Source organism: Hoeflea sp., assembly GCF_039975035.1.
Classification (GTDB): domain Bacteria; phylum Pseudomonadota; class Alphaproteobacteria; order Rhizobiales; family Rhizobiaceae; genus Hoeflea.
This window is the reverse complement of the sequence record NZ_JBDWHW010000093.1, coordinates 1-20,762: the sequence shown is the minus strand read 5'-3', so window position 1 is coordinate 20,762 and position 20,762 is coordinate 1. Positions and strand designations below refer to the sequence as shown.

Sequence of the window (20,762 nt, the reverse complement as noted above, 5' to 3'; positions counted from 1 at the left end):
CTGAAATCCCAACCCATTCGGGGCATGTCCATGCGCGTTGCAGTCATCGGCGGCGGGATCGCCGGATTATCCACCGCCTGGGCGCTGACCAAGGCCGGCGTTGAGACCACGCTGTTCGAGCGCGGCCCGATTCCCAATCCGCTTGGCGCTTCCGGCGATCATCACCGCATCATCCGCCGTGCCTATGGCAGCCAGGGCGGTTATCAGCGCCGCATTACCGAAGCCTACGCGTCCTGGGACGAGATGTGGCGCGACATCGGGACAAATCATCTTGTCGCCAACGGCTTTCTGCTGCTGTCGCTGTATCCCGGCGACATGGGCGAACAGATGCGCCATGGCCTGGCGGACCAGGGCGATCCTTATGAGGTCATCCCTGTCGAAGAGGCGGTTCGGCGCTATCCCTACCTGGATGCGGGCAATGTCAGGGAAGTTACCTTCAGCCCTGAAGGTGGCGCGCTGATGTGCCGCCACATCGCCGTCGATCTTGTCCGATGGCTCAGAGACAAAGGCTGCGTGGTTCGCGAAAACACCGAAATCAACCGGATTGACCACGACAGCGGTGCTCTGGGAACCGCCGCCGGTGACACATTCAGTTTCGATCGCATCGTCATAGCGGCCGGCGCCTGGGCGCCGGGTCTGGTTCCGCAATTGCAGTCGGAACTCACCCCCTGGCGGACCGCGGTGGCCTATCTCGAACCTCCAGCCGACCTGGCTGAAGCCTGGGCCGCATCGCCGGTCATCCTTGAGACCGGTGGCACGTCTGACGGTTATGTGCTGCCGCCGGTGCGCGGCACGGGGCTGAAGTTCGGGACAGGGCTGCACAAATACAAGAGCGCGCCCGACAAGAACCGCGAGGTCTTGCCCGATGAAGCCGCCGCCATTGTCTCCCATCTGCGTCCGGCCTTCGCCCGGCTGGATGAATACCGCGTCACCAATGTCGTGTCCTGCGCCTACACTTTTACGCGCGACGAACACTTTCTGACCCGCCGCGCATCCAGGTCCACCATTGTGTCGGCATGCTCGGGACACGGCTACAAATTCGGTGCTGCCGTTGGCCGCAGGGTTGCCAAAAGCCTGCTTGATGGAGACGATGCTGCGCTGACAAGCTGGATCGAAGCCCGTGACTGATCAATAACCCTGATGGATTTGCTGCCGCACAACGCTGGGTAACCGCACACGGCAATGGTAGGTTAGCGACCGGCCAGCGATTCCATGCCGGCAAGAACCGGATGTCTGATGGCTATTACCCCCAATATGCGCGGCGCGTTGTTCATGTCCCTGTCGATGGCGGGTTTCACTTTCAATGACTCGATCATCAAGCTTCTGACCACCGACCTGAGCATCGCACAGCTGTTGTTTCTCAGGGGGCTAGTCGCCTCATTGCTGATTTATCTGCTTGCCCGGCATCGCCGGGCTCTGCGACCGCCCCGTGTGCTGCTCAACCGCTGGGTCGCGCTGCGGGTGGCGGGCGAAGTCGGCGGCACGCTGACATTTCTGAGCGGCCTGTCGCATATTCCCATCGCCAATGCGTCGGCGATCCTGCAGGCCCTGCCACTGGCGGTCACCATGGGTGCGGCGATCTTCCTGTCCGAACCGGTCGGCTGGCGGCGATGGGGGGCTATCCTGATCGGCTTTACCGGGATCCTCATAATCGTCAGACCAGGGCTTGCAGGCTTCTCGCCCTATGCGTTGATGATCGTGGGAACCGTCATCTTCGCCACCGTGCGCGATATCGCCACCCGCAAGGTCGATTCGGAGATTCCATCCCTGTATCTGTCAACGGTCACCGCGATTGTCGTGACACTGGCCGGGCTTGTGTTGGTCTGGCCCATGGGCGGCTGGAAGCCCGTCAATCTGTCGGAATTCGCCCTGATCAGCCTCGCAGCCTGCCTGGTCCTGATCGGTTACCAGTGCATCATCATGTCGATGCGGGAGGGCGAAATCTCGTTTGTCGCGCCATTCCGCTACACAAGCCTGCTCTGGGCTTTGTTGATGGGCGTGGTGCTGTTTGGCGAATACCCCGATGCTTACATGATCACCGGTGCCGTCATCGTCATCGGTTCGGGACTATACACACTCTATCGCGAACGCATCAAAAGCAGTGACAAACCCGCGAGCCATGCCCCGCCGCGCCATTCGCCCTGAACACTCCGCCACACACTCAGGCCGGTCCGCGACTGGAATCGGAGGACAAGTCATCCTCCGCCGGCCCAACAATCCCCGTTTGCAATTCCTTGTCAGGCATCGCATCGCGCCCAGCTTCCTCTTGCGCTTCTCTTTCCAGGGCGTCCGCTTCCCATTGCGCAAGCAGTTTGACATGCATGCACTCCCCCCAGAATGCATTGCAAAACGGGCATTGATCGAATTCCTCGCTACCGGGCACATGACCTCCCAATATTTCGTTTGAAGCCGGGCGTTCGCCTGGCCCGATCTTATCAGTACAATATTACAAAAAATCCCCCAAAAATTAAGGGGTGTGCAAATTAAATCGCAACAGCCCAAAGTATAACCCGAACTCTTTCGCGTTAACACTCTTGAGAGCATCATCGAATGCAGGCGACAATTCGATCCCGGTCGCGTCTGATTTCATTTGCATCGGCGCGCGCGACGTCACAAAACATCACCGATGAAAAAGACGATCTTCCTGAACCGCGCAACGCCGCCGCACATCATCACGCTGGTGACGATCGCAGGTCTCAGCGCACTGACGATGAACCTGTTTTTGCCGTCAATGCCCAGCATCGCCAACTATTATCAAGCCGACTATGCGCTGGTGCAGTTGGCGATCTCCGGCTACCTCGCCTTCACCGGCCTGCTTCAACTGGTCATCGGCCCGTTGTCCGACCGCTATGGACGGCGTCCGGTGACGATTGTCAGTCTCGTTGTTTTTCTCATCGCAACCGCGCTGGCGCCCTTTGCACCGACCATCGAGACATTCCTGGCGATCCGGATGCTGCAGGCCGCGGTCGTCTCCGGCATGGTGCTGTCGCGAGCCATTGTCCGTGATATCGTGAGCACCGACCAGGCAGCCTCGATGATCGGCTATGTCACCATGGGGATGACGCTGGCGCCGATGGTCGGGCCGGCGCTGGGCGGCATCATGGATGAGATGTTTGGTTGGCAATCGTCCTTCGCATTGCTGTTTGTGTTCGGGGTGGCGACCCTGGCATTGTCCATCGCGGACCTGGGAGAAACCAATCTCAACCGGTCCGCCAGCATGCTCAAACAGTTCGGCGCCTATCCCGAACTCATCCGCTCGCGGCGATTTTGGGGGTACACTCTGACCGCCACCTTCGCCTCGGGGGCGTTTTTCTCGTTTCTTGGCGCAGGCCCATTCGTGGCCACCGAAATCCTCGGCATGACGCCCTCGGAACTCGGATTCTATTTCGTCATCACGGCGGTTGGCTACATGGGCGGCAATTTCCTCTCCGGCCGTTTTGCCCAGCAGATCGGCATCAACCGCATGATGGCGACCGGCTGTATGATTGCCGCACTGGGCATGGCCCTGTCACTGATGCTGTTTCTCGCCGGGCTGCACCATCCGCTGTCATTCTTCGGCCCGATTTTCTTTCTCGGCCTTGGAAACGGCATCACACTGCCCAGCGCCAATGCCGGGATTGTCAGCGTGCGCCCACACCTCGCCGGATCAGCCTCCGGCCTGGGTGGGGCAATCACCATCGGCGGCGGTGCGGTGCTCTCGTCCATGGCAGGCGCCGTCATTTCGGTTGAAACGGGCCCCTACCCGCTGATCCTGATCATGCTTGCCTCCTGCGTGCTGAGCGTGTTCGCGACACTGTATGTCATCCGTGTCGAGCGCAGCCTGACCGCCAATACCGCGATTGAGCAGGCATCATCATGAAGATCATCGGCGGCGTACTTGCCGGCGGACGCGGACGCCGCATGGCCGGGATCGACAAGCCCTTTGCCCAATTGGCCGGCCGCCCCCTGGTAGCCCATGTGATTGCGCGTCTCGCCACGCAGACAGAGGGGATTATTCTCAACGCCAACACAGCCGCCGAACGTTTTGACGAATTCGGTCTCGATGTCGTCGCCGACAGTCTGGACGGCTATCGCGGCCCGCTGGCTGGCGTCCATGCGCTGATGCGGGCCGCCCGTCAGCGCGGCGCCAGCCATGTGCTGGTCGTTCCCGCCGATACGCCCTTCCTGCCGCGCGATCTTCTCGCCCGGCTGCTGATGGCTGACCAGGACGAGACCACGGTTCGGATCGCCTGCTCGAATGCAAGGCGCCATCCCGTCGTGGCGCTGTGGCCCGTAGCTCTCGCTGATGAACTGGGTGAACACCTTGCCGCGACGGGGGATCTGAGCATGAAGGCATTTCTCGGACGGCTCAAAACCGCCGAGGCCGACTTTTCCCGCCCCGATGAGCCAGACCCGTTCTTCAACATTAACGAACCGGCTGATTTGGCGCGCGCCGAACAATGCATCAGCGGCCCGGCAGGCGGCAACGCCTGATTTTTCACAGGTTACCTGCTTTCGCGATGGGGAAGCTGGTTTTTCCTGTTGCAATCGGCGCGGAAACAGTGGGAATATCCGTTTCAGCGCGGAGCACAAAACCCGCGACCAAACGGAATGCGGCGGCAACAAGCCGCGATCCAGCCAACAGAGAGGACACCTATGCGTATTTCCAAGCGTTTCACCCTGGCAGTTTCGGCTGCGGCACTCGCCCTGACCATGAGTGCTGCCGCGCAGGCTGCCAGCCATGGCGGAATGAAGAAAATCGTCATCGGCACCGAAGGCGCCTACCCGCCCTTCAACAATCTTGAATCCGACGGCAGCCTCGTTGGTTTCGACATCGACATCGCCAAGGCGCTTTGCGAGGAAATGAAGGTCGAGTGCGAATTTGTCACTCAGGACTGGGACGGCATCATTCCGGCTCTGATAGCCGGCAAGTTCGACGCCATCATCGCCTCGATGTCGATCACCGACGAGCGCAAGGAGAAGGTCGACTTCACCGACAAGTACTACAACACACCTCCGGCCATTGCCGTGCCGAAAGACAGCCCGATCACCGAGGCAACTGATGCAGGTCTGGCCGGCAAGATGATCGGCGCACAGTCGTCAACCACCCACTCCAATTACGCTGAAGAGAAGCTTCCGTCGGCCGAACTGAAGCTCTACCCGACACCGGACGAGTACAAGCTCGACATCGATTCCGGCCGTGTTGACGCGGTCATCGACGATGTCATCGTGCTGACCGAGTGGCTCAAGTCTGATGCAGGCACCTGCTGCAAGCTGCTGGGCACCCTGACACCTGATCCGGTGATCAACGGCGAAGGCGCCGGCATCGCCATCCGCAAGGGCGAAACCGAACTGCGCGACATGTTCAACACCGCCATTGCCGCGATCCGCGAGAACGGCACCTACAAGACCATCAACGACAAGTATTTTGACGTTGACGTGTACGGCGACTGATCCGGCTGTGTTCGGATAAACAGCATTGCAAGACGGCGGGCGAGTTTCGTCCGCCGTTTTGCCGTCAAGACCGTATGCAATACGGCCGGATTCAGGGGACAGTATGGAACCGACAATATCGTTGGGAGCGCAGCTCTATTCGCTCGTCTCCCTGTTTGATCCGTTTTGCGGACCGGTGGGCGTTCTCAACCTGCTTCCGGAAAGTTCGCTTCTGTCGTGCGGGGACACCGGTTGGGGCGACGAAGTGGCGCGCGGCTTTTTCGTTACCATCACACTGGCGGTGTGCACGCTTCCCATCGGACTGACAATCGGTCTGTTTATCTCGTTGGCTCAACAGACCGAAGTTCGTTCGCTCCGGATTTCAGCCAACATCTACACCACCATCTTCCGCGGTCTTCCCGAACTTCTGACGATCTTCATGATCTATTTCGGGCTGCAGATCGCTGTCCGGATGGCGGCCATATATCTGGGCTATGACAAGGGCTTCGAGATCAATTCCTTCGTCGCCGGCACCGTCGCGCTTTCGCTGGTGTTTTCCTCCTACGCGTCCGAGGTGCTGTCCTCGGCGTTCAAGGCCATTCCCAAGGGCCAGTACGAGGCTGGATACGCGCTCGGGTTCAGACCGGGCAAGACCATGCGGCTGATCATCCTGCCGCAACTGGTTCGCATTGCGCTTCCCGGTCTGGGCAATCTCTGGATGAACCTGATCAAGGACACCGCGCTGATTTCGGTGATCGGACTTGGTGACACGCTGCGCTGGTCCGGTGTGGCCGCCAAGGTTACCAAGGAAGCCTTCTTTTTCTATGGAATAGCCTGTCTGCTATTCCTGGCGCTGGCGGCAGCCTCGTCCGTGGTGTTCTCGAAGATCGAAACCCGCGTGCGCCGCTCGGGAGTAAGCCGGTGGGCGCGGTCAGGGAGCTTATCCCGGCCCAGCCGGCACCGCCCGCCATTGCGAACACGTGGACCAGAATGCGGATCCTCGGTGCGGTTTTGCTGGGTTTCTGGATACTGGCCGGCATAGGCCTTGTGGCATGGCTGGTCGGTGCCTGGGATATCGACAAGGTCCAGACTTACGGTCCGAAGCTGCTGTCCGGCCTCGTCATAACACTGACCCTTGTAGGGATTTCGATCACGCTTGGCGCATTGCTGTCGGTCCCCATTGCCTTTGGCCGGATGTCGTCCAACCGGGTGCTGTCCTCACTCGCCTATGGCTATGTATATTTTTTCCGCGGCACGCCGCTGATCGCGCAATTGTTCCTGATCTATTACGGTCTCGGCAGCTTTCGCGATGAACTCGAGGCAATCGGCCTGTGGATATTTTTCCGCGACGCCTGGAACTGCGCCCTGTTCGCCTTCACGCTCAACACCGCCGCCTACCAGGCCGAGATCCTGCGCGGCGCCATCGAGAGCGTGTCGCGCGGCCAGCACGAGGGGGCCGCCGCTCTCGGCCTGACCCCGTTCCAGACCTTTCACCGGATCATCCTGCCGCAGGCCATGATCGTGGCGCTCAGGCCTTACGGCAATGAGATCATCCTGATGATCAAGGGCTCGGCGATTGTCGCCATCGTCACCGTGTTCGACCTGTTTGGCGAAACCCGACGGGCCTATTCGCGCACATTCGATTTCCAGATGTATATCTGGGCGGCGATCTTCTATCTCGTCATCGTCGAAACGCTGCGCAACATCTGGGCAAAGTTTGAACAGCGCCTGACCCGGCACCTCAAGCGCTGAAAGATCGCCGTCGCAACACGACCGGATTCATTCGCGCCTTGCGGCTCCCGCGCCTTTGTATAAAAGGAGCGCGAAACCATGTTTGGAGCTCCCCGATGGCCAAGACCGACGATGATGCCCTGGCGGAAGCCTACAACCGCGCGCTGGCGCTGGAAAAGGCCGGCGAATTCGATGCCGCTGCCAAGGCCTATGCGGACGTCCTGGCGCTCGATCCCGATGACCATGGCGGCGCCTCGGTTCGGCTCGCCTCGATGAAACGCGGCGATGTTCCGGTGCGTGCGCCCGAAGCCTATGTCACCACCCTGTTTGACCAGCATGCGGACGTGTTCGACAAGGTGCTGGTCGAGGATCTGGGCTATCATGTCCCGATGCTGCTCAGGCAACGGTTGATCGGGCTCAGCGAAACCAGCTTCGAGCGAATGCTGGATCTGGGCTGCGGCACCGGCCTTACCGGCAGCGCGCTCGAAGACATGGCAGATGACGCCACCGGCATTGACCTGGCCGAAAACATGGTCGAGATCGCCCACGAGAAGGGCCTTTACGACACGCTCTACGTCGCCGACGCGGTCGATTATCTCGACGACAATGACGACGATCCCTTCGATCTCATCGCCGCCACCGACGTGCTGCCCTATCTGGGTGAACTGGAGCCGCTGTTTGCCGCGGTGGCGAAGAACGCCAACCCCGCCGCGCTGTTCTGCTTTTCCAGCGAAACCCTGCCCGAAGCCGAATTTGAAGGCCGCAGCTACACCGTCGGCGGCTTCCAGCGCTTCGCCCATACCGAGACCTATGTGCGCCAGGCGTTGAATGCTGCTGGTTTCACCTGCATCGAGGCCGGCGACATTATCGTCCGCCACGAACAGGGCCTGCCGATCGCCGGACATCTGTTTGTTGCCAGGAAGCAGTGAGACAGCCTTGCCGGGGCTGGAAGTTTGGTCCAACGCCTCCGCGGTGTCTCCGAAGCTCTGATTGAGGATTTGGGCAGAAATGTTCAAGCAGCCAAGCCCGTAGAAGCGCTTGCTGCTCAGCGTCATCACCCTGCCAAGGATGTTTGCAGGGTGCTCAAAAGCACGCTTGGCTTTTGTGCGACCAGCAACAACAAGTAGCGGCCGGGCCCCCTGAATCCATACAGGAACCACGCCCGTGAGCGCGGTTCCTGCCAAAAGACTACGGGCCTCCAGAAACCGGTTTGTGCGGGTGAACCCGTCCACCGGCACCGCATCAGGAACTGCACTACGGGTTTTCGGCCAACACCCTGTAACCGGTTCTCCCGCTCAAACTAATTTCCTCGCTCCACTAGACGACCGGTCTATTCGTACCTAAATGAGCGCAATGACACGTTCAGAAAAATCCGAAGCGACACGCCAGACCATCCTCTCTGTGGGTCGCAAACTGGTCATTAAGGGTGGCTTTGGCGCGATGGGGCTCTCAGAGCTGTTGAAGCAATGCAGCGTCCCGAAGGGATCATTCTACCACTACTTCCCCTCGAAGGAGGCCTTCGGTCAGGCGTTGTTGCGAGACTATGTTGAGGACTACCTTGCGCGCATCGATATGCTTCTGGCCGGTGAAGGCCGCGGGGTCGACAAGCTGTGCGCCTTTTGCTCGGCATGGCTCAACCGCGAGCGAGAGGCAGGATTGGTAAGTACCTGCCTTGTTGTCAAGCTCGGTGCCGAAGTGGCGGACCTCTCCGAGGCCATGCGCCAGGTTCTGGACGATGGTGTGAAAGCACTGGTCGCAAAACTCACCATAATCATGCGTGAAGGCGAGGCAGATGGGTCGCTCCGCATCGAGGATACGCCTGAAAGCGCCGCGCAGGTACTCTATTCCCAGTTTCTGGGTGCGGCAATTCTCTCGAAACTCTCACACGATCAGGGACCGCTCGAAACGGTCCTGAAAGACATGCACACGCGTCTGATCGTCAACACCCAATAAAGGAAAAAGACAATGAAAGCTGCAGTACATGACCGGTTTGGCGAACCCGTGGACGTCCTGGAAACCCGCGATATCGCTATGCCGGAGCCAAAACCAGGCGAGGTCCGTGTCCGCACGACACTTTCTCCGGTCCACAACCATGATCTTTGGACGATTCGCGGCAATTACGGATACAAGCCGCCACTTCCCGGTGCCGTTGGTGGCAGCGAAGCCGCGGGCATCGTCGAGGCAGTTGGCGACGGTGTCGATACCGGGATGATAGGCCAGCGCATCGCGATTGCCGGTGTTCATGGCACATGGGCCGAATACTTCATCGCCCCGGCAAATGGGCTTCTGCCATTGCCCGAGCAGATCTCGGACGAACTTGGCGCACAATTGATCGCTATGCCGTTTTCCGCAATCTCCCTGCTGGAGGTTCTGAAAGCAAAAGAAGGCGATTGGATCATACAGACTGCAGCAAACGGTGCGGTCGGACGTATCATGATGGTGCTTGCCAAGGCGCGGGGAATTCACCTTGTCAGTCTCGTACGGCGCGCCGAAGCCGCGGAAGAATTGCGACAAGCCGGTATCGAGAATGTGCTGACGACATCTGATGAGGACTGGATGGCAGCAGCGCGCACGTTGATTGGCGACGGGTCTGTGATGTCGGCGATTGATTCGGTTGGCGGAGAGCTTTCCGCCGATCTGGTTGATCTGCTGTCGCCTGACGGTGAACTGGTTGTGTTCGGCACAGCCACCGGGGCACCAATGCAGCTGTCATCCGGGGCCTTGATCATGAAACACATAACAGTGAAGGGTTTCTGGGGCTCACGCGTAAGTGCCGATATGGATCCGGCACTGCGCAAACAGTTGATTACGGAGCTTGTGCAACTGGCGTTGCAAGGAGACCTGGCGCTGGACACCGGCGGTGTTTATCGCCTCGATCAGATCGGTGAAGCCATGAAGGCCGCCTTGAAACCCGGCCGGGCCGGCAAGGTGATGCTCAAGCCTTAGAACAACCGCGCCGGCTCCTTCCAAGAAAGGAGCCGGCTGTCAACTTGCGGTCCGAATTTCTTGTCGGCGAACAACAATGGCAGGCCGGAAATATCCGGGCAATGCCCTGCCCCGGACCGACAAATCAGCCGGAATACACCCCCCAAACCGAATATTGAATTCCTGCGCGGTCGCCAGGACCGCCACACACTCGCCTTCATCCACCCGGCGAGAGTGTCCACACGCCTTCGGGGTCCGTCACATCACTTGCCGGAATCTGGATGGAATTCACGTCGGCCCACAGCGGCGCCAAATCGCTGTAGTGACCCGAGAACACGTTGCCGGACTGGCCGGTGGTCTGGATATAGGTCGCCCGATCCAGATCCGCCATGTCGAACACGCCGCGATAGCTCGAGGCATTGGTGTTGGCATAGGGATCGGAGTCGTTCTGAAGCTGGGTGTAGCCGCGATCGAGCGTGAACGGCCCGCCACCGCTTTCGACCTCGACATTGAAGAACCGCTTGAGCGCGTCAACTTCGCCGAACGGCCGGTGCGCGCCCTTGGCGTAATGCGCCTGCCCCCAGCGCCATTTGCCCGAATCCTCGCCGTAGCGCCCGGACAGATCGGCGATCGCGGCCTCAAAGGCCTCGGCCACGATCTGGTCGCAGTTTTCCTCGGCATCGGTGGTTTTAACATCGCACCAGTTGCGCACCGTCTTGCCATCAAGCAACCGCTCGAGCACCTTGCCGCGAGCCTTGAACCAGTCCTTGAACAGGAACCCAAGATCATCCTCGAAGGTCTTGATCATGGTGTAGCGGACCCAAGCCATGAACAAGAGCGGCTCCATCTTGTCGCGCCCCATGTCGCCTTCCCAGGCGGCAATCCCCTCGGCCAGCTTGCGGTGGGCCTCGGAGAGCTGCCTGCCCTCCAGCGCCCTGAGCATGCGCGGCTTCAGCCCCGCGAAGGCCGGCGAGAAGATGTCGGCCTGCACCTCGCGCGACATCTCCTGGGTGTGCTTTTCATCAGAACCATTGATCAGCGTCTCAATGCGGTTGAGCCGGTAGGGCTCCTCCCAGTCAAAGGTCAGATGCAGCGGATAATCCGGTCCGACGATCTTGGTGTTGGCCGTGGCGATCAATCCGCTTTCCGGATTGTTTTGCCGGGGCAGATCCCTGTAAGGCGCATAGCCGCGCCAGTCATAGATCGCGTTCCAGCCCGGTGCCGGCGCTCGTCCCATCAGCTTGTTGGCGGGATCGCGCCGCGGCACCCTGCCCGCGGCGACCAGGCCGATATTGCCCGACCGGTCGGCAACCACCATCGACTGCATCGGCGTCAGAAAGGGCTCGAACCCGGCCTGGAAATCCTCCACCGTGCGCATGTTGAACAGCCGCGGTCCGACCAGGGCCGTGGTGTCGTCATGCGCCAGCGCCACCCATTGCAGCGCCGTCACGGTGTTTTCGGGCAGGAGCTTGTCGAAATGCTTGTAGCTGGCGGGGAAAACCGGCCCGTGCCGGGTCCAGCGACGGGTAAAGGTCTGGTCTTCGCCGCCCTTGATCTTGATGGTTTCCTGCGCCTGGCCGAACCTCGCCCAGCCGGTGGGCGTCAGATATTCATCTTCATTTTCAGGATTGATGCGCTCGACGAACACGTCCTGCGCATCTGTCGCGGTGTTGGTGAACCCCCAGGCGATATCATTGTTGCGCCCGAGCAGCACATAGGGCGTGCCCGGCAGCGAGACCCCGATCAAGTGCCGCGGCTCGCCGAATTCCTCCGTCACTTCGAGATGCGCCAGGTACCAGATCGACGGCGCCATCAGCCCCAGATGCGGATCATTGGCGAGCACCGGCAGGCCGGATTGCGTGCGCTCCCCCGAAATCACCCAATTGTTGGAAGCGCCGGTGGCAAGCATGCCTTCCACTTCGGCAAAGACTGACGATGCGTCAGCGGTTGTGACGGTCTCTTCGAGAGGAGCCCGATCGAGCCCCAGCAGCGCCGTCAGGTCCGGCATTGGCGGCGGTGTGTCGGCATCCAGATAAGGCAGGATGTCGAGGATTTCCGCGTCGCTCAGCCCGATCCGGTGAAAGCCCAGGCGCAAGGCCTCCTCACCCAGGTTCTCCGCCAGCGAAATCGACATCATCTTGATTGCCGTCAGCGTATGCGCCGCGGTCCACGGTTCCGGCTCGACGCCCAGAATCAGGTATTCCGGCGGCAAACGAGACGAAAAAACCCGCGGCTCGCGCTCCACCCAGGCATTGATACCGCGCGCATAGTTTTCCAGCATCGCCAAAGTGTCGGTGTCCATGACATCGAGAGAGGCCACTGCAGCTTCATGGATCCCCATGGTTCTGAGCCAGACATCGGTGCCGACAGTGGCGTCGCCAAACATCTCCGACAGCCGTCCCTGCCCGGCCATGCGACTGACTTCCATTTGCCACAACCGGTCCTGCGCATGCGCGAAGCCCAGACCCGCAGCCACACCGGCCCGCGTCGCTGCCTTGATGTGCGGCACGCCGTTGTGGTCACGCGTGATTGTCACCTCTCCGTCAAGCCCGGCGATTTGCAACGCTCCGTCCGCTGGCGCCTGGGACCGCGACAGCCACAGCATTCCAGCCCCCACCGCCATTATGGCGATTGGTACCAGGATGAGAATCAGCTTGATAAGCCCTTTAACGATGCGCATCATTGGTCTATGTCCCTCCCAGGTGCCGGCCCCGGGAGCCGACGATTGGCTTTACGTAACTTGCAATCAGGTCATGCGTAAAGCGTATATGTGACAGAAGGATAGACGACATGGCAACAGTAGCATTCATTGGTCTGGGCGTTATGGGCTACCCCATGGCTGGTCATCTCAAGACCAAGGGCGATCACGAGCTTCGCGTCTATAACCGCACCGCCGAGAAAGCCCGCAAATGGGCCGATGAATTCGGCGGGACTGCCTGCGAGCTGCCATCCGACGCTGCCAAGGGCGCTGATTTCGTCTTCACCTGCGTCGGCAATGACGATGATTTGCGCGCCGTCACGCTGGCCTCGGGCGGCGCGATACACGGCATGAAGCAAGGCGCAATCCTGATCGACAACACCACCGCCTCGGCCGAGGTGGCGCGCGAGCTGGCCGGCGCCTGCGCTGACAAGGACTGCGGTTTTCTCGATGCACCTGTCTCGGGTGGTCAGGCCGGCGCAGAAAACGGCGTTCTCACCGTCATGGTCGGCGGCGACGAAGCAACATTCGAACAAGCCCGTCCCATTATCGATGCCTATGCCCGCATGGTCGGCCTGATGGGTCCGGTCGGCAGCGGCCAGTTGACCAAGATGATCAACCAGATCTGCATCGCCGGCCTCGTTCAGGGCCTGGCCGAGGGCATTCACTTCGGCAAGAAAGCCGGCCTCGACATCGAAAAAGTGATCGATGTGATTTCCAAGGGCGCTGCAGGATCCTGGCAGATGGAAAATCGCCACAAGACCATGATCGCCGGAAAATACGACCACGGTTTCGCCGTCGACTGGATGCGTAAGGATCTTGACATCGTGCTCAACGAGGCAAAACGCAACGGCGCGACGCTGCCGGTCACGGCACTGGTCGACCAGTTCTACGCCGATGTGCAGGCAAAGGGCGGCAACCGCTGGGACACGTCCTCGCTGCTGGCGCGCCTCGAAAAGTAACATGGCGCCGCGCCGTCCGCCGGAAAATGCCGATTATGTTGTGGCCGACATCCTGGCCTGGCTTGAAGAGCATGGTTCATCGGAAAATCTGGCTGGCATGGCGCGTTTCGGCATCGACACAGCCAAGGCTTTTGGCGTCGGCAATGCATTGCTCAGGCCCTTTGCCAAAACACTGGGCCGCAACCATGAGCGCGCCCTGGATCTGTGGCAAACCGGTTATCGGGAAGCTCGGCTGCTGGCGATTTTTACCGATGAACCGGCGCGTGTGAGTACTGACCAGGCCCGCGCCATGGCCGCTGATTTCAACAGCTGGGAGATTGTCGATCACGCTGCCGACCTCTTCGTCGATGCCGGTCATCTCGATGGACTGGCGCCCGAGTTCGCAAACGACAACCGTGAATTCGTCCGTCGCGCCGCTTTCGCCATGATTGCAATCGCCGCTGTGCATTTGAAGAAAGAGCCCGACGCCACGCTGACAGGCTACCTGCCGCTGATTGAAAAGCACGCCGCCGACCCGCGTAACTTCGTCCGCAAGGCCGTCAACTGGGCGCTGCGCAACATCGGCAAGCGCAATCCGGCCTGTCATGCCCCCGCGCTCGAACTGGCTGAGAAGTTCGCCACATCGAAGGACAAGACCGCTCGCTGGATCGGCAAGGACGCGGTCAGGGAACTCACCGATGCCAGGACGATGGAACGGGTCAGCCGCAAATAGCCAACCCGCACCACTCAACCGGTGGGCAATATAGCCAATCCGGCAAGATGCGGTTTAAAATCCGTCAGCCGCCGTGGTGACGATCTCGTTGAGAAGTTCATTGACCTGGTCCCGTTTGCCGCCTTCCGGCAGTTTGCGGTGACCGATGGTCACCTTGCCGGGCGTCGACGCATCCTCATAGACAAAGACGACATACGGACAGTAGGCAATATCGCCGATATCGTCCTCCATCACTGAACGCGAAATGACGGCGGAGCAGAAGGTGAAGAATTCGGCGTCCTTGTAGAGTTGTCTTGTCGCGCCCACATCCTCGGCGGTGCGCTTGAGCATCTCGCCGATGAATCCGTGATAATCGATCTTGAACCCCTTGTTCACGATGGCATCGTTCACCCCTTGGGCTGCGTCGGCGAAAGGGACCTCGGCAACAACCGTGAAGATGTCGTCGCCTGCCGCCTGCGCCGGCATGATGGCGAGGCTCATCAGCCCAAGTCCGGATATGAAGCTTTTCATCGTCTCGTTCCTCCCGATGCTTTCATCCCTTCCGCAATCAGCTGCAGCGAGGATCATATCGCAATTGTTGCATATTTAAGCATCGGTGAACAGGTGCGCTTTGGCGCGCCCTCAGCCATTGTCCTTGGCCAGATGCATGTAATCCAGCGGAAGCTGAGTGGTGTACTTGATCTGCTCCATCGCAAACGAGGACGACACGTCGCGGATCTCGATCTTGGCGATCAGCCGCTTGTAGAAGGCGTCATAGGCAGCGATGTCCGGCACCACCACGCGCAGCAGATAATCGACATCGCCGCTCATCCGGTAGAATTCCACCACCTCGGGAAACTCGGAAATGACTTCGGAAAACCGCTTGAGCCACTCGTTGGAATGGGAGTTGGTGCGGATCGAGACGAATACCGTCACCTTGGCATTGATGGCGGTTGGATCGAGCAGCGCCACGCGGCGCCGGATCACTCCGTCTTCCTCGAGTTTTTGAATGCGCCGCCAGCACGGGGTTGTCGACAGCCCCACCTTCTTGGCGACTTCCGCCACCGCCAATGTGGCGTCTTCCTGCAGGAGGCGAAGAATTTTGCGGTCGAGGCGGTCCATGGTCATCTCCGGATGCGGAATTTCATCCCTGATATCGTGGAACAGGCTACCCTGCAAAGAATTTTTTGCCTCACCATGATAACTCTATAGAATTTTATTCCGCTTCGCGGGAGCCTGCATCACGTCCCGAGCAGGTCGTGAACACGCCTTTTCAGCTCCGGCAGCAAATCGGTTTCGAACCAGGGATTTTTCCTGATCCAGCCGCTGTTGCGCCAGGACGGATGCGGCAGCGGCAAAACCGCGCAATCGGATTCCGAGGCTTCCAGAATCTCTCGCCAGTTCCGAACGGTTTCGGTGAGATTTCGCTTGCGAAGCGGGCCCAGATGCCAGGCATGCGCATACTGTCCGATGACCAGGATCAGTCGCAGTTGAGGCATGCTGGCCATCACCCTGCCACGCCAGGCAGGCGCGCACTCGCGGCGCGGCGGCAAGTCGCCGCCCTTGGCATCAAGACCGGGAAAACAGAACCCCATCGGCACGATGGCGAAGTTGGCCGCGTCGTAGAATTGCGATTCGTCGACGCCAAGCCAGTCCCGCAACCGGTCTCCCGACGGATCGGTGAAGGGCTTGCCACTCGCATGCACCCGCGTCCCCGGCGCCTGACCGGCGATCAGAATCCGGGCGTCACTGGTGGCAACGCATACCGGACGCGGCTTGTGCGGAAGAGCCTTGTCCGGTCCGCCGTCAGGCATGTCGCGACAGATCCGGCAGGCCGAGATTTCCCTCAGCAGCGCGGCAAGCCCGCCCTCGCCGGCCGCGTTATCGTCGCCCGCCCGGCTCATTTTGCAGCGCTCGGCCTTGCTGCGACGCTCTGATACCATCGCATTACGTTTGCAAGCTGATCGGGCCGCTCGATCCGGGCCGGCTTCATGAAGTCGAAGGCAATCATGCCGGTGATATCGGCGATTGTGTAACGGTCGCCGGCGATGAACTCCCGGCCTGCAAGCTCAAGATCAAGCAATTTAAGAAAAGCCAGCGCCTTGGGCCGGTTGACCTCACCCCACTCGGCAAGCTGCGGTACTTCCCACTCCTTCATCGCCGGATGTGTGTGCCGGAACGCGGCAGCGACGGGGCCAAGGAAATTCAGCTCCATCCTCCGGTTCCACATTTCCACGATGGCCTTGTCGCGGGCATCCGTCCCCATCAGAACTGGTTCGGGGTGAAGCTCCTCGAAATACCGGCAGATCGCGACTGATTCGGTGATAACCGTGCCGTCATCAAGAACGAGAACCGGCAGTGTCTGCAACGGATTGAGCCCGGTGACTTCGGCCGACTTGTGCTCCATCTGCCCCATATCGACAGGCACTTTCTCGACCTCGATCCCTTTTTCCGCAAGAAACACGGTCACGCGTCGCGGATTTGGCGCTCTTCCGCCATCATAGAGTTTCATGCATTCATCTCCCTGCTTGCAGATTCCGATCAGACACCAAACAGCCGCCGCAGGAAAGCCGTCACTGCGCTCAATCCTGCGTGAATATCCTCACTGAGCCCGCCATGAACCGCCCGCCATTGCTTCGGCGGCTGGAATTCGCCCGCCCAGAGCCCGGCCTTTTCCAGCCTTGCCGCGGTCTCGGCCAGTCGGTAATCGCCAAAGGCAATGGCGTGGCCTGATCGCACCATCATCTCGTTGAGATCGGTCGTGCCCGCCATGCATCGCACAAGGTTACGGCCATAGCGGTCAAGTCCCTCACCCTTGCACGTCACCGGCTCGCCACCGATCAACGCGCGCAGGTGGGACGCTGCTTCCACGCCGCACTCATAGTCAGCCCCGTCGCGCTGGCAGCGTTGTCTGAGTTCCGGCGCATCAATCCCCAGAAGCCGCAGTCGCCGGTTGCCGATCGCCAGACTGTCACCATCAACCACCCTCACCGGCCCGGAGATTTCAATTCCCGCAAAATGTTGGAGACGTGCAGCAACAAAGGCCACACCGGCAACAACCAGCACGGCCATTCCACCGTCGACATATCTGCGCCAGCGGGGTCGCCGCTGGGGTGCTGATCTGGATCGCGCTCGAATTCTCATGACGGCAAGTGACCTCATTCAGCCTCTCGGCTCAAGCACAATCTCGGCAGGTTTCCCGACCCAAATCCAGTCGCCCTGATTTGCTGTTCATGTGCAAATGCAAACAAGTTCTTAAACTTTGATCGCTAGATTTTCCGCAGCAATCGGAGATATCGGACACCAGGTGACAAAGCCTCAAACCATGACCGACAAGAACATTGTCGATCGTTCGCGTACCCACAAGAACGCGGCGGTCGTCAAAACCGTGCGTGCCACGCGCGAGCGGCTGCAGCATGGTCGCCAGACACAGCCCGAATTCGACAATGAAATGAACCGGCTGCATATCAATGCTGTCCTGCAGGGCGCGGCGGCGCCGCCTGTGCTGGTCATTCTCGTTGCCATCGGCGGGCTCTGGTTCGATGAGGCCATCTGGCTGATCGCCTGGGCCTTGGTGACATTGTTTGTCTATGCCGGACTTGTGTTGATGGCGCGGCGCGCCTCACGGGAACCCAGCGACAAGGAGATAACCCAGCGCTGGCGCCGGAGGTTCCTCGCCATTTACGCAGTGATTGGCCTGAGCTGGGCATTGTTCGCCTTTCAGGATTGCACCACCTGCCAGGGCGACAACTTCAATTTCTACAAGTCCGCGGTTCTGCTGATTGCCTTTGCCGCGACCGCCATGACCACTTTCGCACTGCGTTTCGCGCTCTATTTTGCGGTCGTTCCCACAATCATGGCGCTGACGATGCGCGTCGGCATTGGCCGTGACATTTCCGACTTCTCCGTGCTGGCAATGATCCTGGGAGCATCGCTGTTCTTCATTTTCATGTCGCAGCGGCTTTATTCAACCAATCTGAAGATGCTCAGCTTTCAGACCGAGAAGGATGATCTCATCGCCGAACTGGAAGTGGCCAAATCGGTATCCGACGAAGCCAGGCGCCGCGCCGAGGAATCCAATCTTGCCAAGTCACGATTCCTCGCATCGATGAGCCATGAACTGAGGACTCCGCTCAATGCCATCCTCGGCTTTTCCGAAGTGATGGCCGGCGAAGTGCTCGGCCCGATCGAGAATGCCAGTTACAAGGAATATGTCGGAGACATTCACCGCTCGGGGCAGCACCTGCTCAACCTGATCAATGAAATTCTTGATCTCTCCCGCATCGAGGCGGGCCGTTACGAGCTCAATGAAAACGCGCTGGCGTTTTCCGATATTGCCGAGGATTGCATCGGACTGGTCCAGCTCAAGGCACGCAGCAAGAACATCCGCATCACCGAAGCATTCGAGGAAGGACTGCCGCTGGTCTGGGCCGACGAGAAATCGATGCGTCAGGTCATCCTCAATCTCCTGTCGAATGCGGTGAAGTTCACCCCGACCGGCGGCGAGATTCAGGTCAAGCTGGGCTGGACCGCGGGCGGCGGGCAGTATGTGTCCATCAAGGACAACGGTCCCGGCATCGCCGAGGAGGAAATTCCGGTGGTGCTGTCGGCGTTCGGTCAGGGCTCTATCGCCATCAAGAGCGCCGAACAGGGCACCGGACTCGGATTGCCGATTGTTCAGGCAATCCTGTCCAAACATGGTGGCGAGTTCGTCTTCAAATCAAAGCTGCGCGAAGGCACCGAGTGCATCGCCATCCTGCCGCGCGAGCGTGTGCTTGAAAGCGTGGCCCCGATCGAGGGTCTGCCGGGCGGCGGCCAGAAGAAAAAACGGGCCTTCGGCTAAACCCCCGCCCTGCCCTCGCCGGGCTGTCCTCATTCCTTGCCAGCCACCCCCGCCTGGGCAAAGGTCGCCATTCCGGAATGGCATTGAGCCGCGGCCTTGACGATCCCCGCGGCCAAGGCGGCGCCTGTCCCCTCTCCAAGACGCATTCCCAGCGCCAGCAGCGGCGTTTTGCCGAGTTTCTCGATTGCTGCCATGTGGCCCGGCTCGGCCGAGACATGACCGATCAGGCAATGGTCAAGCGCCTGCGGGTTGGCCGCATGCAGCACTGCGGCGGCTGCCGTGGCCACATAGCCATCAATGAGAACCGGGATGCGTTCCATCCGCGCCGCCATGATTGCGCCGGCCATCGCCGCAAGCTCGCGTCCGCCCAGACGCCTTAAAAGCTCCAGAGGATCATCCAGATGCGGCTGATGCAAGGCGACAGCCGCCTCCACCGCTGTGATCTTGCGCTTGAGCACGTCCCCTTCCGAACCGGTGCCTGGCCCGACCCAGTCAGCTGCGGTTCCACCGTAAAGCCCATGAAAAATCGCTGCGGCGATGGTGGTGTTGCCGATTCCCATTTCCCCGATGCACAACAGGTCGGTGCCGCCGGCAACCGCCTCCATGCCGAACGCCATCGTGGCCGCACAGGTGCGCTCATCCATCGCCGCCTCGACTGAAATGTCTCCCGTCGGCACCTCCAGCGCCAGATCGAAAATTTTCAGACCCAGGTCATTGGCGATGCAAATCTGGTTGATGGCGGCGCCGCCGGCAGCGAAGTTCTCCACCATCTGTGCGGTCACCGAGGACGGAAACGGCGACACGCCTTGCGCTGTGACCCCGTGATTGCCCGCGAAAATCGCCACCAGCGGGCGCGTGACCTGCGGCGAGCGTCCGGTCCAGGCGGCAAGCCAGAACGCGATCTCTTCCAGTCGTCCCAGCGCTCCCGCCGGTTTGGTCAATTGCACATCGCGTTCCCGCGCCGCAGCAAGCGCGGCGGTATCCGGTCCCGGCATGTTGCGCAGGAGTTCGCGAAAATCGTCGAAAGGCAAACCGCTGGCACTCATTTTTCTCTCCTGGGATTTCCGGCGCATGACGCGCGTCCCCACACGGTGTAATTGTCGAATCGCGCAAGGACAATAATTTTTGCGCGCCTTCGTGTCGCACCCAGCAGGAGACCACCATGCAGATCAGCGATTATGTCGACGACATTGCCCGCGCCACGGGTTTCCTCAGCCGCCTGCCAGCGCCAGCACGCTATTTCGATGATTACGATGGCTCGCTGTCGCGCGCGTCGGGCATGTTCCCCGCCGCAGGACTGGTTATCGCGCTGGTTCCGGGACTGGCGATCCTGATTCTGTCCCTGCTTGGCGCCAACGCGGCCCTGACGGTCCTGATCGCCCTGGCGATCCTCATCGCAATCACCGGGGGGTTGCACGAGGATGGTCTGGCCGACGCGGCTGATGCCTTTGGCGCTCGCGGCGGCCGTGAGCACATGCTCGAAATCATGAAGGACAGCCG

General features: G+C 60.3%; 22 protein-coding genes. 14 read left to right on the top strand and 8 right to left on the bottom strand.

Going from position 1 to position 20,762, the window contains the following annotated elements; translation table 11 throughout:
- The coding region (locus ABJN75_RS07890; RefSeq protein ID WP_348438461.1) for an FAD-dependent oxidoreductase at positions 1-1,128 on the top strand (1,128 nt) is incomplete at its 5' end.
- A 108-nt stretch (positions 1,129-1,236) separates the two neighbouring features.
- Positions 1,237-2,145, top strand: a complete 909-nt coding sequence (locus ABJN75_RS07885; RefSeq protein WP_348438459.1) for a DMT family transporter — start codon at positions 1,237-1,239, stop codon at positions 2,143-2,145.
- A gap of 16 nt (positions 2,146-2,161) precedes the next feature.
- Here the strand turns inward: ABJN75_RS07885 and ABJN75_RS07880 are convergent, their stop codons facing one another.
- Positions 2,162-2,323 carry a hypothetical protein gene (locus ABJN75_RS07880; protein ID WP_348438457.1) on the bottom strand — a complete coding sequence of 54 codons (162 nt, stop codon included), beginning with the start codon at positions 2,321-2,323 and terminating at the stop codon, positions 2,162-2,164.
- 303 nt (positions 2,324-2,626) lie between these two features.
- On the opposite strand from ABJN75_RS07880, the gene ABJN75_RS07875 reads away from it, so the two are divergent.
- The 8 genes from ABJN75_RS07875 to ABJN75_RS07840 all read left to right on the top strand — a co-directional run bounded on the left by ABJN75_RS07875 (position 2,627) and on the right by ABJN75_RS07840 (position 10,089).
- Positions 2,627-3,859: a multidrug effflux MFS transporter gene (locus ABJN75_RS07875; protein WP_348438455.1), complete on the top strand. Its 1,233-nt coding sequence runs from the start codon at positions 2,627-2,629 to the stop codon at positions 3,857-3,859.
- Entirely contained in the window at positions 3,856-4,473 is a 618-nt protein-coding gene (gene mobA / locus ABJN75_RS07870; protein WP_348438453.1) for a molybdenum cofactor guanylyltransferase MobA, read from the top strand. Before ABJN75_RS07875 ends, mobA begins: the two co-directional genes overlap by 4 nt.
- 162 nt (positions 4,474-4,635) lie before the next feature.
- On the top strand, positions 4,636-5,433 hold the full coding sequence (locus tag ABJN75_RS07865) for an ABC transporter substrate-binding protein (protein WP_348438451.1): 798 nt from the start codon (positions 4,636-4,638) through the stop codon (positions 5,431-5,433).
- Between the two features lie 103 nt (positions 5,434-5,536).
- On the top strand, positions 5,537-6,454 hold the full coding sequence (locus ABJN75_RS07860) for an ABC transporter permease (RefSeq protein ID WP_348438449.1): 918 nt from the start codon (positions 5,537-5,539) through the stop codon (positions 6,452-6,454).
- Positions 6,355-7,164 carry an ABC transporter permease gene (locus ABJN75_RS07855; protein ID WP_348438465.1) on the top strand — a complete coding sequence of 270 codons (810 nt, stop codon included), beginning with the start codon at positions 6,355-6,357 and terminating at the stop codon, positions 7,162-7,164. The genes ABJN75_RS07860 and ABJN75_RS07855 overlap by 100 nt, the downstream gene beginning before the upstream one ends.
- A 95-nt stretch (positions 7,165-7,259) precedes the next feature.
- The gene (locus ABJN75_RS07850) at positions 7,260-8,072 is read left to right on the top strand and encodes a methyltransferase domain-containing protein (RefSeq protein ID WP_348438447.1); all 813 of its coding nucleotides are present in this window, start codon (positions 7,260-7,262) and stop codon (positions 8,070-8,072) included.
- 424 nt (positions 8,073-8,496) lie between these two features.
- Entirely contained in the window at positions 8,497-9,096 is a 600-nt protein-coding gene (locus ABJN75_RS07845) for a TetR/AcrR family transcriptional regulator (RefSeq protein ID WP_348438445.1), read from the top strand.
- Positions 9,097-9,108: 12 nt separating this feature from the next.
- Positions 9,109-10,089 carry a zinc-binding dehydrogenase gene (locus tag ABJN75_RS07840; RefSeq protein WP_348438443.1) on the top strand — a complete coding sequence of 327 codons (981 nt, stop codon included), beginning with the start codon at positions 9,109-9,111 and terminating at the stop codon, positions 10,087-10,089.
- Positions 10,090-10,285: 196 nt separating this feature from the next.
- Here the strand turns inward: ABJN75_RS07840 and ABJN75_RS07835 are convergent, their stop codons facing one another.
- Positions 10,286-12,751 (bottom strand): penicillin acylase family protein, encoded by a 2,466-nt coding sequence (locus tag ABJN75_RS07835; protein ID WP_348438441.1) that lies wholly within the window; start codon positions 12,749-12,751, stop codon positions 10,286-10,288.
- 107 nt (positions 12,752-12,858) lie between these two features.
- Between ABJN75_RS07835 and ABJN75_RS07830 the strand changes: the two genes are divergently transcribed.
- Both ABJN75_RS07830 and ABJN75_RS07825 read left to right on the top strand, forming a co-directional pair.
- Positions 12,859-13,728, top strand: a complete 870-nt coding sequence (locus tag ABJN75_RS07830) for an NAD(P)-dependent oxidoreductase (protein ID WP_348438439.1) — start codon at positions 12,859-12,861, stop codon at positions 13,726-13,728.
- A gap of 1 nt (position 13,729) precedes the next feature.
- Positions 13,730-14,440 carry a DNA alkylation repair protein gene (locus ABJN75_RS07825; protein WP_348438437.1) on the top strand — a complete coding sequence of 237 codons (711 nt, stop codon included), beginning with the start codon at positions 13,730-13,732 and terminating at the stop codon, positions 14,438-14,440.
- A 54-nt stretch (positions 14,441-14,494) separates the two neighbouring features.
- Here the strand turns inward: ABJN75_RS07825 and ABJN75_RS07820 are convergent, their stop codons facing one another.
- The 5 genes from ABJN75_RS07820 to ABJN75_RS07800 form a co-directional block, all read right to left on the bottom strand.
- Positions 14,495-14,950, bottom strand: a complete 456-nt coding sequence (locus tag ABJN75_RS07820) for a DUF302 domain-containing protein (protein ID WP_348438435.1) — start codon at positions 14,948-14,950, stop codon at positions 14,495-14,497.
- Between the two features lie 111 nt (positions 14,951-15,061).
- Positions 15,062-15,541 (bottom strand): Lrp/AsnC family transcriptional regulator, encoded by a 480-nt coding sequence (locus tag ABJN75_RS07815; protein WP_348438433.1) that lies wholly within the window; start codon positions 15,539-15,541, stop codon positions 15,062-15,064.
- A 119-nt stretch (positions 15,542-15,660) separates the two neighbouring features.
- Entirely contained in the window at positions 15,661-16,323 is a 663-nt protein-coding gene (locus ABJN75_RS07810) for a uracil-DNA glycosylase family protein (protein WP_348438431.1), read from the bottom strand.
- Entirely contained in the window at positions 16,320-16,931 is a 612-nt protein-coding gene (locus ABJN75_RS07805) for a glutathione S-transferase (RefSeq protein ID WP_348438429.1), read from the bottom strand. The genes ABJN75_RS07810 and ABJN75_RS07805 overlap by 4 nt, the downstream gene beginning before the upstream one ends.
- A 29-nt stretch (positions 16,932-16,960) precedes the next feature.
- Positions 16,961-17,491 (bottom strand): thermonuclease family protein, encoded by a 531-nt coding sequence (locus tag ABJN75_RS07800; protein WP_348438427.1) that lies wholly within the window; start codon positions 17,489-17,491, stop codon positions 16,961-16,963.
- A gap of 253 nt (positions 17,492-17,744) precedes the next feature.
- On the opposite strand from ABJN75_RS07800, the gene ABJN75_RS07795 reads away from it, so the two are divergent.
- Positions 17,745-19,262: a HAMP domain-containing sensor histidine kinase gene (locus tag ABJN75_RS07795; protein ID WP_348438463.1), complete on the top strand. Its 1,518-nt coding sequence runs from the start codon at positions 17,745-17,747 to the stop codon at positions 19,260-19,262.
- 29 nt (positions 19,263-19,291) lie between these two features.
- Here ABJN75_RS07795 and cobT read toward each other — a convergent pair whose 3' ends face one another.
- The gene (cobT, locus tag ABJN75_RS07790; RefSeq protein ID WP_348438425.1) at positions 19,292-20,308 is read right to left on the bottom strand and encodes a nicotinate-nucleotide--dimethylbenzimidazole phosphoribosyltransferase; all 1,017 of its coding nucleotides are present in this window, start codon (positions 20,306-20,308) and stop codon (positions 19,292-19,294) included.
- A gap of 116 nt (positions 20,309-20,424) precedes the next feature.
- Here cobT and ABJN75_RS07785 point away from each other — a divergent pair.
- Positions 20,425-20,762: adenosylcobinamide-GDP ribazoletransferase (locus ABJN75_RS07785; protein WP_348438423.1), on the top strand; the 338-nt coding region annotated here is incomplete at its 3' end.

Bases quoted from the DNA above. Each gene is read 5' to 3' on its own strand.
- ABJN75_RS07805 (WP_348438429.1), bottom strand. From the start codon at position 16,931: ATGAAACTCTATGATGGCGGAAGAGCGCCAAATCCGCGACGCGTGACC.
- ABJN75_RS07860 (WP_348438449.1), top strand. From the start codon at position 5,537: ATGGAACCGACAATATCGTTGGGAGCGCAGCTCTATTCGCTCGTCTCC.
- ABJN75_RS07845 (WP_348438445.1), top strand. From the start codon at position 8,497: ATGACACGTTCAGAAAAATCCGAAGCGACACGCCAGACCATCCTCTCT.
- ABJN75_RS07850 (WP_348438447.1), top strand. From the start codon at position 7,260: ATGGCCAAGACCGACGATGATGCCCTGGCGGAAGCCTACAACCGCGCG.
- ABJN75_RS07875 (WP_348438455.1), top strand. From the start codon at position 2,627: ATGAAAAAGACGATCTTCCTGAACCGCGCAACGCCGCCGCACATCATC.
- ABJN75_RS07885 (WP_348438459.1), top strand. From the start codon at position 1,237: ATGGCTATTACCCCCAATATGCGCGGCGCGTTGTTCATGTCCCTGTCG.
- cobT (WP_348438425.1), bottom strand. From the start codon at position 20,308: ATGAGTGCCAGCGGTTTGCCTTTCGACGATTTTCGCGAACTCCTGCGC.
- ABJN75_RS07820 (WP_348438435.1), bottom strand. From the start codon at position 14,950: ATGAAAAGCTTCATATCCGGACTTGGGCTGATGAGCCTCGCCATCATG.
- ABJN75_RS07825 (WP_348438437.1), top strand. From the start codon at position 13,730: ATGGCGCCGCGCCGTCCGCCGGAAAATGCCGATTATGTTGTGGCCGAC.
- ABJN75_RS07880 (WP_348438457.1), bottom strand. From the start codon at position 2,323: ATGCATGTCAAACTGCTTGCGCAATGGGAAGCGGACGCCCTGGAAAGA.
- ABJN75_RS07795 (WP_348438463.1), top strand. From the start codon at position 17,745: ATGACCGACAAGAACATTGTCGATCGTTCGCGTACCCACAAGAACGCG.
- ABJN75_RS07810 (WP_348438431.1), bottom strand. From the start codon at position 16,323: ATGAGCCGGGCGGGCGACGATAACGCGGCCGGCGAGGGCGGGCTTGCC.
- ABJN75_RS07830 (WP_348438439.1), top strand. From the start codon at position 12,859: ATGGCAACAGTAGCATTCATTGGTCTGGGCGTTATGGGCTACCCCATG.
- ABJN75_RS07835 (WP_348438441.1), bottom strand. From the start codon at position 12,751: ATGATGCGCATCGTTAAAGGGCTTATCAAGCTGATTCTCATCCTGGTA.
- mobA (WP_348438453.1), top strand. From the start codon at position 3,856: ATGAAGATCATCGGCGGCGTACTTGCCGGCGGACGCGGACGCCGCATG.
- ABJN75_RS07800 (WP_348438427.1), bottom strand. From the start codon at position 17,491: ATGGCCGTGCTGGTTGTTGCCGGTGTGGCCTTTGTTGCTGCACGTCTC.
- ABJN75_RS07840 (WP_348438443.1), top strand. From the start codon at position 9,109: ATGAAAGCTGCAGTACATGACCGGTTTGGCGAACCCGTGGACGTCCTG.
- ABJN75_RS07865 (WP_348438451.1), top strand. From the start codon at position 4,636: ATGCGTATTTCCAAGCGTTTCACCCTGGCAGTTTCGGCTGCGGCACTC.
- ABJN75_RS07815 (WP_348438433.1), bottom strand. From the start codon at position 15,541: ATGGACCGCCTCGACCGCAAAATTCTTCGCCTCCTGCAGGAAGACGCC.